At 69.9% G+C, this 15,783-nt stretch carries 12 protein-coding genes and 1 riboswitch; of the genes, 9 read left to right on the forward strand and 3 right to left on the reverse strand.

Annotated features, from left to right (window positions below):
* Positions 1-31: 31 nt before the first annotated feature.
* Both QF046_RS13235 and QF046_RS13240 read left to right on the forward strand, forming a co-directional pair.
* A complete protein-coding gene (locus tag QF046_RS13235; RefSeq protein WP_307370566.1) occupies positions 32-1,354 on the forward strand; it encodes a glutamate-1-semialdehyde 2,1-aminomutase in 1,323 nt (440 codons plus the stop codon).
* A gap of 94 nt (positions 1,355-1,448) precedes the next feature.
* Complete coding sequence (locus QF046_RS13240) at positions 1,449-1,898, forward strand: hypothetical protein (protein WP_307370569.1); 450 nt, start codon at positions 1,449-1,451, stop codon at positions 1,896-1,898.
* 41 nt (positions 1,899-1,939) lie between these two features.
* Here QF046_RS13240 and QF046_RS13245 read toward each other — a convergent pair whose 3' ends face one another.
* Complete coding sequence (locus tag QF046_RS13245) at positions 1,940-4,231, reverse strand: ATP-binding cassette domain-containing protein (RefSeq protein WP_307370572.1); 2,292 nt, start codon at positions 4,229-4,231, stop codon at positions 1,940-1,942.
* A gap of 133 nt (positions 4,232-4,364) precedes the next feature.
* Here QF046_RS13245 and QF046_RS13250 point away from each other — a divergent pair, with 133 nt between their 5' ends.
* Positions 4,365-5,420, forward strand: coding sequence for an enoyl-CoA hydratase/isomerase family protein (locus tag QF046_RS13250; RefSeq protein WP_307370574.1), 1,056 nt, complete (start codon positions 4,365-4,367; stop codon positions 5,418-5,420).
* 211 nt (positions 5,421-5,631) lie between these two features.
* Here the strand turns inward: QF046_RS13250 and QF046_RS13255 are convergent, their stop codons facing one another.
* The gene (locus QF046_RS13255) at positions 5,632-6,795 is read right to left on the reverse strand and encodes a glycosyltransferase family 4 protein (RefSeq protein WP_307370576.1); all 1,164 of its coding nucleotides are present in this window, start codon (positions 6,793-6,795) and stop codon (positions 5,632-5,634) included.
* A gap of 185 nt (positions 6,796-6,980) precedes the next feature.
* On the opposite strand from QF046_RS13255, the gene QF046_RS13260 reads away from it, so the two are divergent.
* A complete protein-coding gene (locus tag QF046_RS13260) occupies positions 6,981-8,708 on the forward strand; it encodes an ABC transporter ATP-binding protein (RefSeq protein WP_307370579.1) in 1,728 nt (575 codons plus the stop codon).
* 101 nt (positions 8,709-8,809) lie between these two features.
* A complete protein-coding gene (locus QF046_RS13265; RefSeq protein WP_307372842.1) occupies positions 8,810-10,948 on the forward strand; it encodes an ABC transporter ATP-binding protein in 2,139 nt (712 codons plus the stop codon).
* A 185-nt stretch (positions 10,949-11,133) separates the two neighbouring features.
* Here the strand turns inward: QF046_RS13265 and QF046_RS13270 are convergent, their stop codons facing one another.
* Positions 11,134-12,318, reverse strand: coding sequence for a D-alanyl-D-alanine carboxypeptidase (locus QF046_RS13270; RefSeq protein WP_307370581.1), 1,185 nt, complete (start codon positions 12,316-12,318; stop codon positions 11,134-11,136).
* 41 nt (positions 12,319-12,359) lie between these two features.
* On the opposite strand from QF046_RS13270, the gene QF046_RS13275 reads away from it, so the two are divergent.
* The 4 genes from QF046_RS13275 to QF046_RS13290 all read left to right on the forward strand — a co-directional run bounded on the left by QF046_RS13275 (position 12,360) and on the right by QF046_RS13290 (position 15,778).
* Complete coding sequence (locus QF046_RS13275; protein WP_307370582.1) at positions 12,360-12,536, forward strand: hypothetical protein; 177 nt, start codon at positions 12,360-12,362, stop codon at positions 12,534-12,536.
* Positions 12,537-12,783: 247 nt separating this feature from the next.
* Positions 12,784-12,893, forward strand: a riboswitch (TPP riboswitch).
* Complete coding sequence (locus tag QF046_RS13280) at positions 12,886-13,536, forward strand: ECF transporter S component (protein WP_307370583.1); 651 nt, start codon at positions 12,886-12,888, stop codon at positions 13,534-13,536. It overlaps the preceding riboswitch by 8 nt.
* Before the next feature lie 2 nt (positions 13,537-13,538).
* Positions 13,539-15,020, forward strand: coding sequence for an ABC transporter ATP-binding protein (locus QF046_RS13285; RefSeq protein WP_307370585.1), 1,482 nt, complete (start codon positions 13,539-13,541; stop codon positions 15,018-15,020).
* On the forward strand, positions 15,017-15,778 hold the full coding sequence (locus QF046_RS13290; RefSeq protein ID WP_307370587.1) for an energy-coupling factor transporter transmembrane protein EcfT: 762 nt from the start codon (positions 15,017-15,019) through the stop codon (positions 15,776-15,778). The genes QF046_RS13285 and QF046_RS13290 overlap by 4 nt, the downstream gene beginning before the upstream one ends.
* The last annotated feature ends 5 nt before the right edge of the window (positions 15,779-15,783 follow it).

The raw sequence follows: 15,783 nt of genomic DNA on the forward strand, positions 1-15,783 counted from the left end.
CGCGCATAGCCGGCATCCGTAGGCTGGACGCATGACCGACCGCAATGACACCCTGTTCGACGCTGCCCGCTCGGTGATCCCGGGTGGGGTGAACTCGCCGGTCCGGGCCTACGGGTCGGTCGGCGGGACGCCGCGCTTCCTGGCATCCGCGAACGGCGCCAGGGTGACGGATGCCGCGGGCCGCGAGTACATCGACCTGGTCGCCTCGTGGGGGCCGGCGCTGCTCGGTCACGCGCAGCCCGAGGTGGTGCGGGCGGTGCAGGATGCCGCCGTGCGCGGCCTGTCGTTCGGAGCTCCCACCGAGGGCGAGGTCGAGCTCGCCCGGGTGATCGCCGAGCGCGTGCGCGTCGGCGATGCGCGCCCGGTCGAGCGTGTGCGCCTGGTGTCGACCGGCACCGAGGCCACCATGACCGCCATCCGTCTGGCGCGCGGTGCGACCGGCCGCGACCTGCTGGTCAAGTTCGCCGGGCACTATCACGGCCACTCCGACGGTCTGCTGGCCGCCGCCGGCTCCGGCGTGGCGACGCTCGCCCTGCCCGGCTCGGCCGGTGTGCCCGCGCCGATCGCCGCGCAGACCCTCGTCATCGACTACAACGATCCCGAGGCGCTGGCCGCCGTGTTCGCCGAGCACGGCGACCGCATCGCCGCGGTGATCGTCGAAGCCGCGTCCGCGAACATGGGCGTCGTCGCGCCGCTGCCCGGGTTCAACCGGCTGATCGCCGAGACCGCTCACGCGCACGGTGCTCTCATGATCCTCGACGAGGTGCTCACCGGCTTCCGCGTGCACCCCGCAGGCTACTGGGGTCTGCAGCAGGAGGCCGGGGAGCAGTACCTGCCCGACATCATCACCTTCGGCAAGGTCGTCGGCGGCGGGATGCCACTGGCCGCGCTCGGCGGCAGCGCGCAGGTCATGGACATGCTCGCACCGGTCGGCCCGGTGTACCAGGCGGGCACCCTGTCGGGGAATCCGCTGTCGGTCGCGGCTGGTCTGGCCACGCTGCGCCTCGCGACACCCGAGGTGTACGCGACGGTGGATGCCGCGGCATCCCGTCTCGCCGACGCGCTCGATGCGGCGCTGACGGATGCCGGCGTGGTGCACGCCGTGCCGCGCGCGGGCAGCCTGTTCGGCGTCGTCTTCGCCGCCGAGGCGCCGACCACGTACGCGCAGGCGCAGACCCAGGAGTCGTTCCGCTACGCACCGTTCTTCCATGCGATGCGCGAGCAGGGGATCGCCCTGCCCCCGAGCGTCTTCGAGGCGTGGTTCCTCACCGCCGCGCACGGCGAGGAGGAGCTCGCCGCGATCGAGGCGGCGCTGCCCGCGGCGGCTGCTGCGGCAGCATCCGCCACCGCCTGACCGCACCCGACTGTGCGATCCCGCCTACGGGATCGTTGTCGCGTTGTGAGCAAGTCGCAGGCATCTTGCAGGGCGTCGCTGGCAGACTGGATCCATGGTGACGCTCCTGCTGGATCAGACACGACTCGAGGTCGTGCTGTCGCCGATCGAGCGCGCGTCGACCTTCCACCGGGAGAACCTGCACATCGTGCGGGAGCACATCACCCGGGTGCAGCTCACCGACGACGCCTGGACCTGGCTGCGCGGCGTACCAGGACCCGGCACATACATTCCCGGCATCCTCGCCGCGGGCACCTGGAAAGGTGCCGGCACGACCGATTTCGTGCTGATCCGCAAGCGTCGTCCGAGCGTCGTGATCGACCTCGAGGGCGACGCGCAGTACCAGCGGCTGATCTTCACCACCCGGCACGGTCTCGCCCTGACGCAGGCGCTGCGCCTGGAGGTCACCGACAAGCCCGAGGATGTCGTGGACATCGCCTCGACAGCGCCGGTGCCCGTCAGCAAGCCGCGTCAGCGACCGGTCATCCGTCCGCGCCCGGCCTGATCAGAACCGCCTCACGGGCGCTGCCTGATCAGGCATGCGCGTCAGCCCTGGTGGTGCTCGCCGTCGTGGTGCTCGTGAGCGTCGGCGCCCTCTTCGGGCTGGCCCTCTTCGGACTGGCCGTCTTCGGGCTGTGCGTCTTCGGACGGCTGGTCGGCCTCGTCTGAGGAGTGCTCGGCGTTCGGGGTGGACTCCTCGGCAGCCGCGTCGGCGGGGACGCGGCTGTAGGGGTAGTCCGGAGCCGGACCGTCGAAGAATCGGCTGGCGGCACTCGAGAGCGACGTGCGCATGGCGGCGAGATGCGGGTTGTCCTCCGCATCGTCCACAGCCGAGTCGTCGTCGTCATCGTTCGACAGCAGGGGAGCGAACACCTCGATCGCCTCGGTCGCCGGAGACGTCGGCTCGGCGTCATCGCGGGAAGCGGATGCCGGGATGCCGGTGATCAGCTCCGTGAACGAGCCGGGGCTCTGCTGCGCGGGGATCGAGACGGCCTCGGTGGCGAGGGGCAGGACCCGGGTGGCGTCGAGATCCTCGGCGTCGTGCTCGGCGTCCTGGGCGGAGTCCTCGGGGCCTTCGTCCGCGGGGGACTCGTCGACGGGCTCGTCGGAGGAGTCGTCGGTGTCGGATGCAGCGTCGTCGGATGCCTCGCGCTCGACGGATGCGGGACGATTCCACAGGTTCGCGACGGCGGCGTGCAGAGGGTCGGCCTCGGGGGTCGAGTCGGTGTTCTCCTCGGACGGGGCATCCTCGTCGGTCTGCTTTGTCGCCTCGGGTGACGTGTCCTCGGAAGCGTCGGCGTCGGCGGCGTCGTCGTCGGGCTGCTCGGTGTCCTCGTTGGGCTGCTCGGTGTCCTCGCCGGACTGCTCGGTGTCCTCGCCGGACTGCTCGGTGTCGTCTGACGGAGCGTCGGCGCTGTCCTCGGACGAAGCGTCGGCGTCCTCCTCGTCGGACGGAGCGTTCTCATCGGATGGATCGCCTTCGATGGGCGCCTCCTCCGAGATCGCTGCTGCGTCGGTCCCGCCTTCGGCCGGCTCGGCGTCGTCGGTGTCGGCGGCCGCGTCAGTCACAGGTGTGGCGGCCTCGTCCGCCACAGGGGCGGGTGCCTCGTCTTCATCCGCGGTGGGAGTCGCCGCCTCGACGGAGTCCTCGGCGCCGGCTTCGGGGGCATCGCCTTCCGCAGCGTCCGCAGCGTCCGCAGCATCCGCATCCGCATCGGCGGCATCCGCATCCGCATCCGCGGGAGCGGCGGTGTCAGCATCCGCCTCGACAGCGGCATCCGCCGATCCCGCAGCACCGCCCGCGACGACCGCAGCCGCCCCGGCGGTGGCGATCCCACTCGCGGCGACGGCCGTGTCGCCGGCCGTGTCGCCGACCGAGACGCCGTCGTTCAGCGGGGCGTGCGCGACCGGGTTGGCGACCTGGTCGAGGCGGGGGCTGTCGGAGCGACGGCCGTAGACCAGGTCGAGGAAGACGTCCTCCAGGCTCGGGCCGCGCTGCTGCAGCACCGTCAGCGGCACCCCGGCCGCAGCGGTGATCGCACCGACGGCGGCGGCGTTCGAGTCGCGCACCGTGACGCCCGAGCGCAGGACATCGAAGTCGACCTTCGCTGCGGAGAGCGCCGTGATCAGCTGCGCGCGGTTCTCGGCATCCACGATCACCGCACCGCCCGCCGGGTCGGCGAGGTCCTCGATGCGGCCGGAGTACACCGAGCGCCCCTTCGAGAGCACCACGACGTTGTCGGCGACCTGCTCGATCTCGCTGAGCACGTGCGAGGACAGCAGCACCGTACGGCCCTCATCGGCCAGTCGGCGCATGAGCAGACGCATCCAGCGGATGCCCTCGGGGTCCAGACCGTTGGCCGGCTCGTCGAGCACGAGCACACCCGGATCGCCGAGCAGAGCGGATGCCACGGCCAGACGCTGACGCATGCCGAGCGAGTAGCTGCCCAGGCGCGTATCGGCATCCTCCTGCAGACCCACCAGGCGCAGCACCTCATCGACCCGGGAGACGGGGATGCCGTTGCCCTTGGCCGCGATCAGCAGCTGGCGCGATGCGGTGCGACGCGGGCGGTACGCGGCCTCCTCGAGCACGGCGCCGACCGTGCGCAGCGGGTTGCGCAGCTCGGAGTACGAGGAGCCGCCGATCGTCGCGGTTCCCGAGGTGGGACGGATCTGTCCGAGCAGCATCCGCAGCGACGTGGTCTTGCCGGCCCCGTTGGGTCCGAGGAAGCCGGTGACGACACCGGGTTCGACGCGCACCGAGAGGTCGGCGACCGCGGTCACGGCGCCGTAGCGCTTCGTGATGCGGTTGAACTCGAGCACCTGTCCTTCGGGCATGGCGACCTCTCCTGATCTGGGCAGTTCCCTCCATCTTCTCGGAAATCCCTGGGAATTCCTGCTTCACCTGCCGGAAATGGCTATCCTCACCCGCGAATCGGGGCAAATCGCGAAGCGGAGTAGCCTGACGATCGTGACCGACGTCGAAGCTGCCACCGTCCTCGTCCGCACTGAGAACTCCCTCGGGCGGATAACTCTCAACCGTCCGCGGGCGATCAACGCCCTCGATCTGGACATGATCGAGCGGATCACCGCCGCGCTGAAGATGTGGATCGACGACATCGACATCGAGACGGTGCTCATCGACGGGGAGGGCGAGCGCGGGTTCTGCGCGGGTGGCGACGTCCGCGCCCTGTACGAGCACATCACCGCAGGCCACCCGGGCGACATCGCCGAGTTCTTCCGCGCCGAGTACGCCATGAACGCCCTGATCGCCGAGTACCCGAAGCCGGTCGTCGTCTTCGCCGACGGCATCACGATGGGCGGCGGCATCGGCCTGGCCGGGCACGCGTCCGTGCGGATCGTCACGGAACGCTCGAAGCTGGCGATGCCCGAGACGCGCATCGGCTTCACGCCCGACGTCGGCGGCACCTGGCTGCTGGGCCGGGCGCCCGGCCGGTTCGGGGAGTACTTCGGGCTGACCGGACAGAGCATGACCGGAGCGGATGCCGTGCACCTCGGCTTCGCCGACCACTACGTGCCGTCGGAGAACCTCGACGGGCTGCGCGAGGCCCTGGCCTGGCGTGCGGATCCGGGGATCCCCAACGAGATGGTGCTGCTGTTCGACGAGACGCCGGAGCCGTCGGCGCTGATCGGTGCGCGGACGTGGATCGACGAGGTGTTCTCCGCGCCGACGGTCGGCGAGATCGTCGAGCGGCTGCGAGCATCCGATGCTCCGGATGCCGCCGCCACCCTCGCCCTGCTGGAGGAGCTGGCGCCCACCGGGCTCGCCGTGACTCTGGACGCCGTGCGCGAGGCGCGCGAGATGCACAGCGTGCGCGAGGCGCTGGAGGGCGAGTACCGCCGGGTGATGTGGTTCGGACTGCAGCCCGACATGGTGGAGGGCATCCGCGCGCAGCTGATCGACAAGGACCGCAACCCGAAGTGGCAGCCCGCGACCATCGCCGACCTGGGCGAGGACCCGGGTGTCGGCGCGCGCGAGTTCGTGCCCGAGGTGCCGCTGTTCTGAGGGGTGGCCCCGCTCGGCTCGTTCGCGGGGCGCAGATGGTTGCTTCCCGGTGGGTGATGCGGCGTGTTGCGCCCTGCGAAGCGAGGGGGTGCGGGTGGCGCAGCTCGCTCGGCTCGTTCGCGGGGCGCGAATGGTTGCTCCCCGGTGGGTGTTGCGGCGTGTTGCGCCCTGCGAAGGGCGGGCGAATGCGCGGGCGGATGCCGCGCGCAGCTCAGACCGAGGCGATGAGCTCCTGCAGGCGGGCGACGTGCGCGGCGGCGACGCGGTCGCGCGCATAGGCGAGCGCGCCGTCGCGCGGGGCGTCGAGCAGGGTGCGGTCCGCCTCGAGCTGCAGGATCAGCTCGGCCAGGCCCGCGGCATCCGGAGTCGGCGTGAGCAGCGCGGCATCCCCGAACTCGCCACCCAGCACCGGGTCGCTCACGATCACGGGGCGGCCGTGCGCGAACGCCTCCAGCGCCACCATGGGCTGGTTGTCGAAGCCCAGTGAGGTGATGAGCGCGGCATCCGCGGCATCCATCAGCTCGGCCACACGCTCGCCGGGCACCGCTCCGTGGAACGTGACTCCCGGAACAGGTCGATGCGTGCCGCCGGCCACATCGAGATGCACCCGGTCGACACCGATCGCGGCGACCACCTTGCGCATGGCGTCGAGGGCGACGTCCACGCGCTTCTCGGGCGCGAAGCGCGCCACCCAGAGCAGGCGCAGCGGACCACCCGCGGCGGGCTCGGTCACCTGCAGCGGCTGGGCGACGTTCGAGAACGCCTCCACACGACCGGCGCCGGCGTCGCGCAGCGCCTCGGCCTGATGCCGTGAGGGGGAGAGCACGATGTCGGCGCGCTGCGCGGTGCGCAGGGTCATCGTGCGCAGAGCATTGTTCAGCGCGTGGCTGCCCGTGTACCGATCGCCGCCGCGGATGCCGGTGAGGGTGCTGTGCACTCGCGAGACGATGGGCGCGAACGGCGCGAGGGCACCCGGCGCGCGCCAGAAGAAGGTGTGCACGGTGTGCAGGACGGGGATGCCGAGCCGCTTGCCGACAGCGAGGGCGGCAGCCGCGAGGGCGAACTCGGAGTGCACGACGATCGCGCCGATCCGGTGCCGGCGCACGACGGACGCGACCAGCGGCTCGAGATCGCGGGCGCGTCCCAGAAGAGGAAGGTCGAGCACTGGGATGCTGCCGCGGCGGGGCGGCGCGATGGTGGCCACGCCCTCGGTCGTCAGCTCATCGGCATCCGGAGCCAGCACGACGACAGGAACCCCTTCGCCGGCGAGCGCCTCGGCCTGGCGGATGAACGCGGTCTGCGCGCCGCCGAGGTAGCGCAGCGAGTAGTCGCACACCATCAGCACGGCAGGGGTGGTGGCAGGCTCTTCCGGCATGCTGCGAGTCTATTCGCGGCGGATGGAGGGTTCTTCGATCGGATGCAGGAAGCGGCTCCCATCTGGTGTTCGTTTCGCTTTCAGCGAAGGTCATACCTCAGGGGGATACGGATGTCGGTGGATCGTGGCACTCTGTCTAGTGGCCGATTTTCGGTCCGCTCCGAATCCCCCAAGGAAGTCCGCCTGTGCTGGGAAAAATCCTCGTCCGCTACATCACCAGATACTGGTGGCTGCTGCTCCTGGTCGTGGTGCTGCAGTTCGCCAGTGTGATGGCCTCGCTGAACCTGCCCGAGATCAACGCCGACATCATCAACAATGGTGTCGCCAAGGCCGATATCGGCTACATCTGGAGCCGCGGCGGCTTCATGCTGCTGGTCTCGCTCGGCCAGATCGTCGCCTCGATCGTCGCCACCTTCTTCGCCGCCCGCATGGCCATGGCCGCCGGCCGTGACATGCGCGCCGACGTGTTCGCCCGCGTGAGCGGCTTCTCCGAGCGCGAGGTGTCGCAGTTCGGCGCCGGTTCGCTCATCACCCGCAACACGAACGACGTGCAGCAGGTGCAGATGCTCGCCATGATGGGCGCGACGATGTTCGTCACCGCGCCGCTGCTCGCCATCGGCGGCATCATCAAAGCCGTGCAGACCGACGTCGGGCTCAGCTGGCTGATCGCCGTGTCCGTGCCGCTGCTGCTGCTCATCGCCGTGCTGATCATCGGCCGCATGGTGCCGCTGTTCCGCGCGAACCAGCGCAAGCTCGATGACGTCAACCGCATCATGCGCGAACAGCTCACCGGGGTGCGCGTCGTGCGCGCCTTCGTGCGCGAGCGCATCGAGGAGCGCCGCTTCCGCGAGGTCAACACCGATCTCATGACGCTCGGTCGCAACATCGGCTCGCTGTTCGTGCTGATGTTCCCGCTGTTCATGCTGGTGCTCAACGTCACCGTCGTCGCCGTGATCTGGTTCGGCGGTGTCGAGATCAACGCCGGCAACGCCGAGGTCGGCACGATCTTCGCCTTCATGCAGTACATCGGGCAGATCATGATGGGCGTCATCATGTCCAGCTTCATGGCCATGATGATCCCGCGCGCCGCGGTCTCCGCCGAGCGCGTCGCCGAGGTGCTCGACGCGGAGTCGTCCATGACCCGCCCCGAGAACGGCAAGGTCGACTTCCCGACCCCCGGCGCCGTCGCGTTCGACAACGTGGAGTTCACTTACCCGGGCGCCGAGGTCCCGGTGCTCACCGGCATCAGCTTCCACGCCGAGCCGGGCGAGACCGTCGCGATCATCGGCTCGACGGGCTCAGGCAAGACCACGCTCGTCTCGCTGATCCCGCGTCTGTTCGATGCGACCGGCGGTTCCGTCTCCATCGGCGGCGTGGACGTGCGCGAAGCCGACCTCGACACGCTGTGGTCCGGCATCGGCCTCGTGCCGCAGCGTCCGTTCCTGTTCACCGGCACCGTGGCGTCCAACCTCCGCTACGGGCGCGAGGAGGCGACGGACGAGGAGCTCTGGAAGGCGCTCGAGATCGCGCAGGGTCGCGACTTCGTCGAGGAGATGCCCGACGGGCTCGACTCGCGCATCGCGCAGGGCGGCACGAACGTCTCGGGCGGTCAGCGCCAGCGTCTGGCGATCGCCCGCGCGATCGTGCATCAGCCGAAGATCCTCGTCTTCGACGACTCGTTCTCGGCTCTCGACCTGACCACGGATGCCAGATTGCGCCAGGCCCTCTGGCGCGAGCTGCCGGATGTGACCAAGATCGTCGTCGCGCAGCGCGTCTCGACCATCACGGATGCCGACCGCATCGTCGTCCTCGAGGACGGTGCCGTCGTCGGCGTCGGAACCCACGAGGAGCTGCTCGCGTCGAGCGAGACCTACAAGGAGATCGTCGTGTCGCAGCTGGGGGTGGACGCATGAGCCGCTCATCGAACTCTGAAGACCAGAGCAACGACAAGAAGCTGAGCCGCCGCGAGCGGATCGCCGCCGCACGCGCAGGTGCCACGGCACCCGTGGTCGAGATGACCGCGGCCGAGAAGGAAGAGGCCGAGCAGGCGGAGAAGGCGCGCCAGCAGGGCGGCGGCATGTTCGACGGGCCCGCGCCCGGAAAGGCCGACCACTTCGGTCCCAGCTTCCGACGCATGCTCGGGCTGCTCAAGCCGTCCGCGGCCTGGCTCGTGCTCGTGTCGTTCTTCGGCGCGCTCGGCGTCGTGCTCTCGGTCGCCGCGCCGAAGATCCTCGGCGAGGCGACGAACATCGTCTACGAGGGTTTCATCTCCAAGACGCTCGGCGACAACGGCTTCCCGAAGGGCATGAGCCAGGACCAGGTCGTCGAGGGTCTGCGCCAGGCGAACCAGGGAACCTTCGCCGACATGGTCGCCGCGATGGACGACTTCTCCGTCGGCGATGGTGTCGACTTCGAGCGGCTGCGCTGGATCATCCTCGCGGTCATGGCCATCTATCTCGTCGCCTCGGTGCTCAGCTGGCTGCAGGGCTATGTGATCAACGTGATCATGGTCCGCACCATGTGGCGCCTGCGCGAGGACGTCGAGGCGAAGATCAACCGCCTGCCGCTGTCGTACTTCGACAAGGTGCAGCGCGGTGAGCTGATCTCGCGCGTGACGAACGACATCGACAACATCACTCAGACCATGCAGCAGTCGCTGTCCGGGGCGCTGACATCGGTGCTCACCGTCGTGGGCGTGCTGGTCATGATGTTCTCGATCTCGTGGCAGCTGGCGCTGGTGGCACTGGTCTCGCTGCCGCTGATGGCCGTCATCTTCGGCGTCATCGGACCGCGCTCCCAGAAGGCCTTCGGCATCCAGTGGCGCAAGGTCGGCCGACTGAACGCCCGTGTCGAGGAGGCCTTCTCGGGCCACGCCCTCGTCAAGGTGTTCGGTCGCGAGAAGGACGCCCTCGACAGCTTCCAGGTCGAGAACGAGGAGCTGTTCCAGGCGAGCTTCAAGGCGCAGTTCCTGTCGGGCATCATCATGCCCGCCATGATGTTCATCGGAAACCTCACCTATGTGGGCATCGCGGTGCTCGGCGGGCTCATGGTCGCCAGCGGCAACCTGCGCCTCGGCGACGTGCAGGCGTTCATCCAGTACTCGCAGCAGTTCAGCCAGCCGCTCAGCGAGCTGGGCGGCATGGCAGCGGTGGTGCAGTCCGGTACGGCCTCGGCCGAGCGCGTGTTCGACTTCCTGGATGCCGATGAGCAGGACCCGGATGCCGAGGATGCTCCGACCGTCGACGGCGGTCGTGGCGTGATCGAGTTCGACCACGTCGCGTTCTCGTACAGCGAGGAGCGTCCCCTGATCCGTGACCTGTCGTTCCAGGTCGAGCCCGGTCAGACGGTCGCCATCGTCGGGCCGACCGGTGCGGGCAAGACCACCCTGGTCAACCTGATCATGCGGTTCTACGAGCTGAATTCGGGGCGCATCCTGCTCGACGGACAGGACATCGCCGAGATGACGCGCGACGACCTGCGCCGGCGCACCGGCATGGTGCTGCAGGACCCGTGGCTGTTCGGCGGCACGATCCGGGACAACATCCGCTACGGCAACGAGTCGGCCTCCGACGACGAGATCGTGGCGGCGGCGACCGCCACCTACGTCGACCGGTTCGTGCACTCGCTGCCCGAGGGATACGACACCGTTCTCGACGAGGACGCGTCGAACGTCTCGGCCGGTGAGCGCCAGCTGATCACGATCGCCCGTGCGTTCGTCGCTCAGCCGTCGATCCTCATCCTCGACGAGGCCACCAGTGCGGTCGACACCCGCACCGAACTGCTGCTGCAGCACGCCATGGCCGCGCTGCGCAAGGGACGCACGTCGTTCGTGATCGCGCACCGTCTGTCGACGATCCGCGACGCGGACCTGATCCTCGTCATGGAGCACGGCGACATCGTCGAGCAGGGCGATCACGAGTCGCTGATCGCCGAGCAGGGCGCCTACTGGCGGCTGTACCAGTCGCAGTTCGAGCAGGCCGCATCCGATCCCGACGCCGAGGACGCCCTCACCGGCTCCACCCCGGTCATCGTCACCGGCGATGCCGAGGACGAGGCCGTCGCCGAGGCTCCGGATGCGATCCGGTTCGCCGAGGCCGTGCGGGAGTCCGAGTCATCGGCATCCGAGGGCCACTCCGGCTCCGATCGCGCCTGACCCACGTCGAAGACGCCCGTCCCCGCACGGGGGCGGGCGTCTTCGCGGTCCAGCCGAGGATCGGCGCCACAGGTGTCGGCTCAGACGACGGATGTCGGCTCAAATCCGCGTTCTCGCCCGACATCCGTCGTCTCTGCCGACATCTGTCGAGCGAGGGCTGCCGGCTGGCAGATGCGCGGCCCGGATCAGTTCGTGTCGATGCCGAACAGCTCGAGGGGATGCGTCAGCCGCCACCAGGCGCTGGGGGCCTCCACGTCCGCGGCGAGCGACACCGGCGTCTGGACCGTGTCGACCGGGCCCTCGGTGGTCAGGGTGCCGACCTTCGAGCCCGCCGTGCTCTTCGATCCCAGCGCGAGGTCAGCCGTCGCTGTCGCGGCCGCGCCGTTCCACAGCACGACCTTCGCATCGGCATCCGTCACCACGTCGACCTTGTCGCCCCACTCGGTCGACACACGTCCGACGACCGTGCCCTTCGGGACGGACACCGGCTGCTCCGCCAAGGACTTCTCGACGCCGGCGAGCAGCTGGCGGGACACCGCGAGCCGGTCGGCGTTGCTCTCCTGCCCGAGCACCGAGGTGAACAGGCGCACGGTGGTGTCACCGCTGGCGACGTCCTTGGCGGTCAGCAGGTTCCACTGCTGGGTGAGCGTGCCGGTCTTCATGCCGATCACGCCGGCATCATCCAGCATCTTGTTGGTGTTGGTGACGGTGCCGACCCCTGGGATCTCAGCGGAGCGCGTTCCGACGATCTCGGCGAGCACCGGGTTCTCCATCGCCACCTCGCCCAGCCGCACCAGCGCGGCAGGGGTCGCGACATTGTCGTGGTCGAAGCCTGACGGGCTGTGCAGCGAGATGCCCTCGACACCATGGTCGCTGAGCCAGGTGGCCGAGGCCTCCGCGAAGGCCGCCTCGCTGCCCCACAGCTCGCGCGCCAGCCGGTCGATGTAGTTGTTCGCCGACCCGAGCAGTACGCCCTGCAGCATCTGATACTCGGTCAGGCTGCCGCCGACCGGCACGTCCAGCGATGACTGGTTGGACCAGCGGTACTGCAGGTAGTCGCGGTGGTCGGCCTTGGTGAATTCGAAGCTCGGACCCTGCTCGCCCACCTTGAGGGGCAGCTTCTCGAGCACCATCATCACCGAGGCGATCTTGGTGATGCTCGCGATCTCGGCGCGCTCGGTGGTGGACGCCAGCGTCGACATCCCCTGGATGCCGATGGCCGCGCTGCCGATCCCCGGCCAGACGACCGTGGCCGCCGGGGCTGCGTCGACCACGACCTGATTCGCGGTGATCGTGGGGGCGACCGCGTCCAGCGGGCACAGCAGAGTGCCGCCGACGTAGGCCGCGCAGAGAGCGAGGACGATCCCCACGGGAACCAGCGCACGGGGTCGCCGCCAGCCGGGGGTCAGGCGTGCCCCGGCGAAGAGAATCGGGCGCTGACCTCGTCTCCGGCTCGGGCGCCGCGGCGACCGTCGTCGGGTCGATCCACGTCAGCGCGGTGATGGGATTCTCGTCATCCGCCCAGGCCGTGGCGGCGACCGACCCGGGATCACCGCGCTTCCCCTGTCCGCCCGGCAGCGGCGCCTGATCGATGACATCCACAGCGTCAGTATCGCGGGTGAACAGTGTCGGGAGGGCGGTTTCCGGTGCTGGTGGAGCCTGCGTGTCGGGGGCCGCCTCGACCGGGCGGGGGTCGCGGGTCGAGTCCGAATGCGCGCGCGTGCGTTCTCGAAGAGTTCTGCGCGTGACAGGACGCGTGGCATCGGGGGAGACAGTCACCCGCCCTACGCTACCGAATCGCACCGCGTCGTGGGCTATGTGCGCGCTAAGATCGATGGCATAACCACGGGAGTCCGGCGCGCCGGGCTGAGAGGAAGCGAACCGCGCTTCGACCGTCGAACCTGATCCGGATCATGCCGGCGCAGGGAGGAGTTCCAATGAGTACGTCTGCAAGCACGTCCGCATCCGTCACCGAGGCCGGTACCGCCCGCACGACTCGCAACCTGCGCTGGCGGGTCGTGGACATCGTCGTGGCCGCCGTTCTCGGCGTGGCGATCGGCCTGCTGTTCTGGGCCTGGAACGTCGTCGGCGGCGCCTGGTTCGGCGCTGCCGATGCGCTGACACCCGGGCTCGGCGGCATCGCCGTGGGCATCTGGCTGATCGGCGGCGTGATCGGCGGTCTCGTGATCCGCAAGCCAGGCGCGGCGCTGGTGGTCGAGGTGGTCGCGGCGATCGTCTCGATGCTCATCGGCAACGTCTGGGGCGTCTCGACGGTGCTGTCCGGCCTCGTGCAGGGGTTGGGTGCCGAGCTGATCTTCGCGCTGTTCTTCTACCGCCGCTTCGGTGTCGTCGCCGCTGCGCTGGCGGGTATCGGCGCGGCCGTGGCCGCCTGGGTCTTCGAGATGTTCTACGGCTCGTCGCCGAACTTCCTGAAGAGCGTCGAGTTCAACGCGATCTACCTCGGCACGCTGGTCGTCTCGGGTGCGGTGCTCGCCGGCGTCGTCGGCTGGATGCTCGTGCGCGCGCTGGCCGCCACGGGTGCGCTGAGCCGCTTCGCCGCCGGGCGGGAATCGCGCCAGGAGGTCTGAGCATGACCGCTCCTGCTCGCGTCAGCGCGAACGGGTGGGGCTGGCGCTACGCGGGCAGGCGCCTGCCCGCGGTCAGCGACGTGTCGTTCACGATCGAGCCCGGTGAGCGGGTGCTGCTGCTGGGAGCATCCGGTGCCGGCAAGTCGACCCTGCTCGCCGGCCTCGCCGGAGTCCTCGGCGACGCCGAGGAGGGCGAGCGCACCGGGTCCCTCCTGATCGACGGGGTGGCGCCCGAAGCCGGCCGCGGGGCGGCGAGCGACCCGGCAGGGTCCCGCCGCGGGGTGACCGGACTGGTGCTGCAGGATCCGGATGCCGGGGTCGTGCTGTCGAAGGTCGGCGACGACGTGGCGTTCGGATGCGAGAACCTCGGCGTGCCCGCCGAGCAGATCCCGGCACGCGTCGCCGAGGCGCTGGACGCGGTGGGGTTGGACGTGCCACTCGACCGCGCCACCAAGGCCCTCTCCGGCGGGCAGAAGCAGCGCCTCGCGCTGGCCGGCGTGCTGGCCATGCGACCCGGGCTGCTGCTGCTGGACGAGCCGACCGCGAACCTCGACCCCGCGGGCGTGCGCGAGGTGCACGACAGCGTGGCGCGGGTGCTGGACGACACCGGTGCGACGCTCATCGTCGTCGAGCATCGCACCGAGGTCTGGGCGGATCTGCTCACCCGCGTGATCGTGCTCGACGCAGACGGCGGGCTGCTCGCCGACGGGGCGCCCGACGAGGTGTTCGGTCGCTACGGCGACGTGCTGGCCGATGCCGGGGTGTGGGTGCCGCACCACGGCTTCCGTCTGCCCGTTCTCGACCGTGTCGACGAGGTGACGGATGCCGTGCTCGTCACGGACGCGCTCACGGTGTCGCGCGACGGGCGCAGGCCGGCTCGCTCGGGTCTCGATCTGCAGCTGCCGCGCGGTGCGGCGACAGTGATCACGGGACCGAACGGCGTAGGCAAGTCGACGCTCGCGCTCACGCTGGCGGGACTGCTGCCCGAGCGGGACGGCACGGTCATCGCGGCCTCCGATCTGGCGGGGCGCTCCGGACGCCGGCCCTGGAAGTGGTCGTCGCGCGAGCTGCTCACCCGTATCGGCACGGTCTTCCAGGAGCCGGAGCATCAGTTCCTGGCGCGTACGCTGCGCGAGGAGCTCGCGGTGGGCCCGCGCGCGCTGGGCAGGACGGATGCCCAGGTCGACGCGATCGTCGACGACCTGCTGGACCGTCTGCAGCTCGCCCCGCTCGCCCTCGCGAACCCGTTCACGCTCAGCGGCGGGCAGAAGCGGCGGCTCTCGGTCGCCACCGTGCTCGCTTCCGCGCCGCAGGTGATGGTGCTGGACGAGCCGACCTTCGGGCAGGACCGGCGCGGCTGGATCGGGCTGGTGGAACTGCTTCAGGAGGAGATCGCCGCAGGGCGGTCGGTGATCGCGGTCAGTCACGACGAGGCGGTGGCGCAGCACCTGGGTGGTCTGCACGTCGAGCTGGTGGGCTCGTGAAGGCGGCCTGGCTGGACGGCGTGAACCCCGTCACGAAGATCGTGCTGGCGCTGCTGCTCTCGGTGCCGCTGTTCGCGTCGATCGACCCGGTCAGCGCGCTGGTGGCGATCGTGCTGCAGCTGCTCTGTCTGCCGCTGACCGGACTCCCGGTGCTGACGGTGCTGCGGCGGATGCTGCCGATCGCCCTGTTCTCGCCCATCGCCGGTCTGAGCATGCTGCTCTACGCCGACCCGGAGGGGACGGTCTTCTGGCGGTTCGGCTTCGCGGTGATCAGCGAGGGGTCGATCGAGCTCGCGCTGGCCGTGACGCTGCGTGTGATCGCCCTGGGTCTTCCGACGATCCTGCTGTTCGGACGCACCGACCCCACCGAGCTCGGAGACGCCCTTGCGCAGGTGGCGCACCTGCCCAGCCGGTTCGTGCTGGGCGTGCTGGCAGGGACGCGGATGCTGGGCCTCTTCCTCGACGACTGGCGCACCATGTCGCTGGCGCGCCGCGCCCGCGGTGTAGGCGACCGCGGCGCGGTGAGACGATTCTTCTCGATGGCGTTCGTGCTGCTCGTGTTCGCCGTGCGGCGCGGCACCAAGCTGGCGATGGCCATGGAGGCGCGCGGTTTCGGCTCCGACATTCCGCGCACCTGGGCGCGTGAGTCCCGCCTGCATCCGCGAGACGCGGTCGCTCTTCTGGGCGGTGCGGCGATCATGGCCATCGCGATCGCCGCCGCTGTGGCATCCGGTGTCTTCCGGTTCGTCTGGAGCTGACGGCG

The organism is Microbacterium sp. W4I4, from assembly GCF_030816235.1.
GTDB lineage: Bacteria > Actinomycetota > Actinomycetes > Actinomycetales > Microbacteriaceae > Microbacterium.

Bases quoted from the DNA above. Each gene is read 5' to 3' on its own strand.
- QF046_RS13265 (WP_307372842.1), top strand. From the start codon at position 8,810: ATGACCGCGGCCGAGAAGGAAGAGGCCGAGCAGGCGGAGAAGGCGCGC.
- QF046_RS13255 (WP_307370576.1), bottom strand. From the start codon at position 6,795: ATGCCGGAAGAGCCTGCCACCACCCCTGCCGTGCTGATGGTGTGCGAC.
- QF046_RS13235 (WP_307370566.1), top strand. From the start codon at position 32: ATGACCGACCGCAATGACACCCTGTTCGACGCTGCCCGCTCGGTGATC.
- QF046_RS13245 (WP_307370572.1), bottom strand. From the start codon at position 4,231: ATGCCCGAAGGACAGGTGCTCGAGTTCAACCGCATCACGAAGCGCTAC.
- QF046_RS13280 (WP_307370583.1), top strand. From the start codon at position 12,886: ATGAGTACGTCTGCAAGCACGTCCGCATCCGTCACCGAGGCCGGTACC.
- QF046_RS13285 (WP_307370585.1), top strand. From the start codon at position 13,539: ATGACCGCTCCTGCTCGCGTCAGCGCGAACGGGTGGGGCTGGCGCTAC.
- QF046_RS13240 (WP_307370569.1), top strand. From the start codon at position 1,449: ATGGTGACGCTCCTGCTGGATCAGACACGACTCGAGGTCGTGCTGTCG.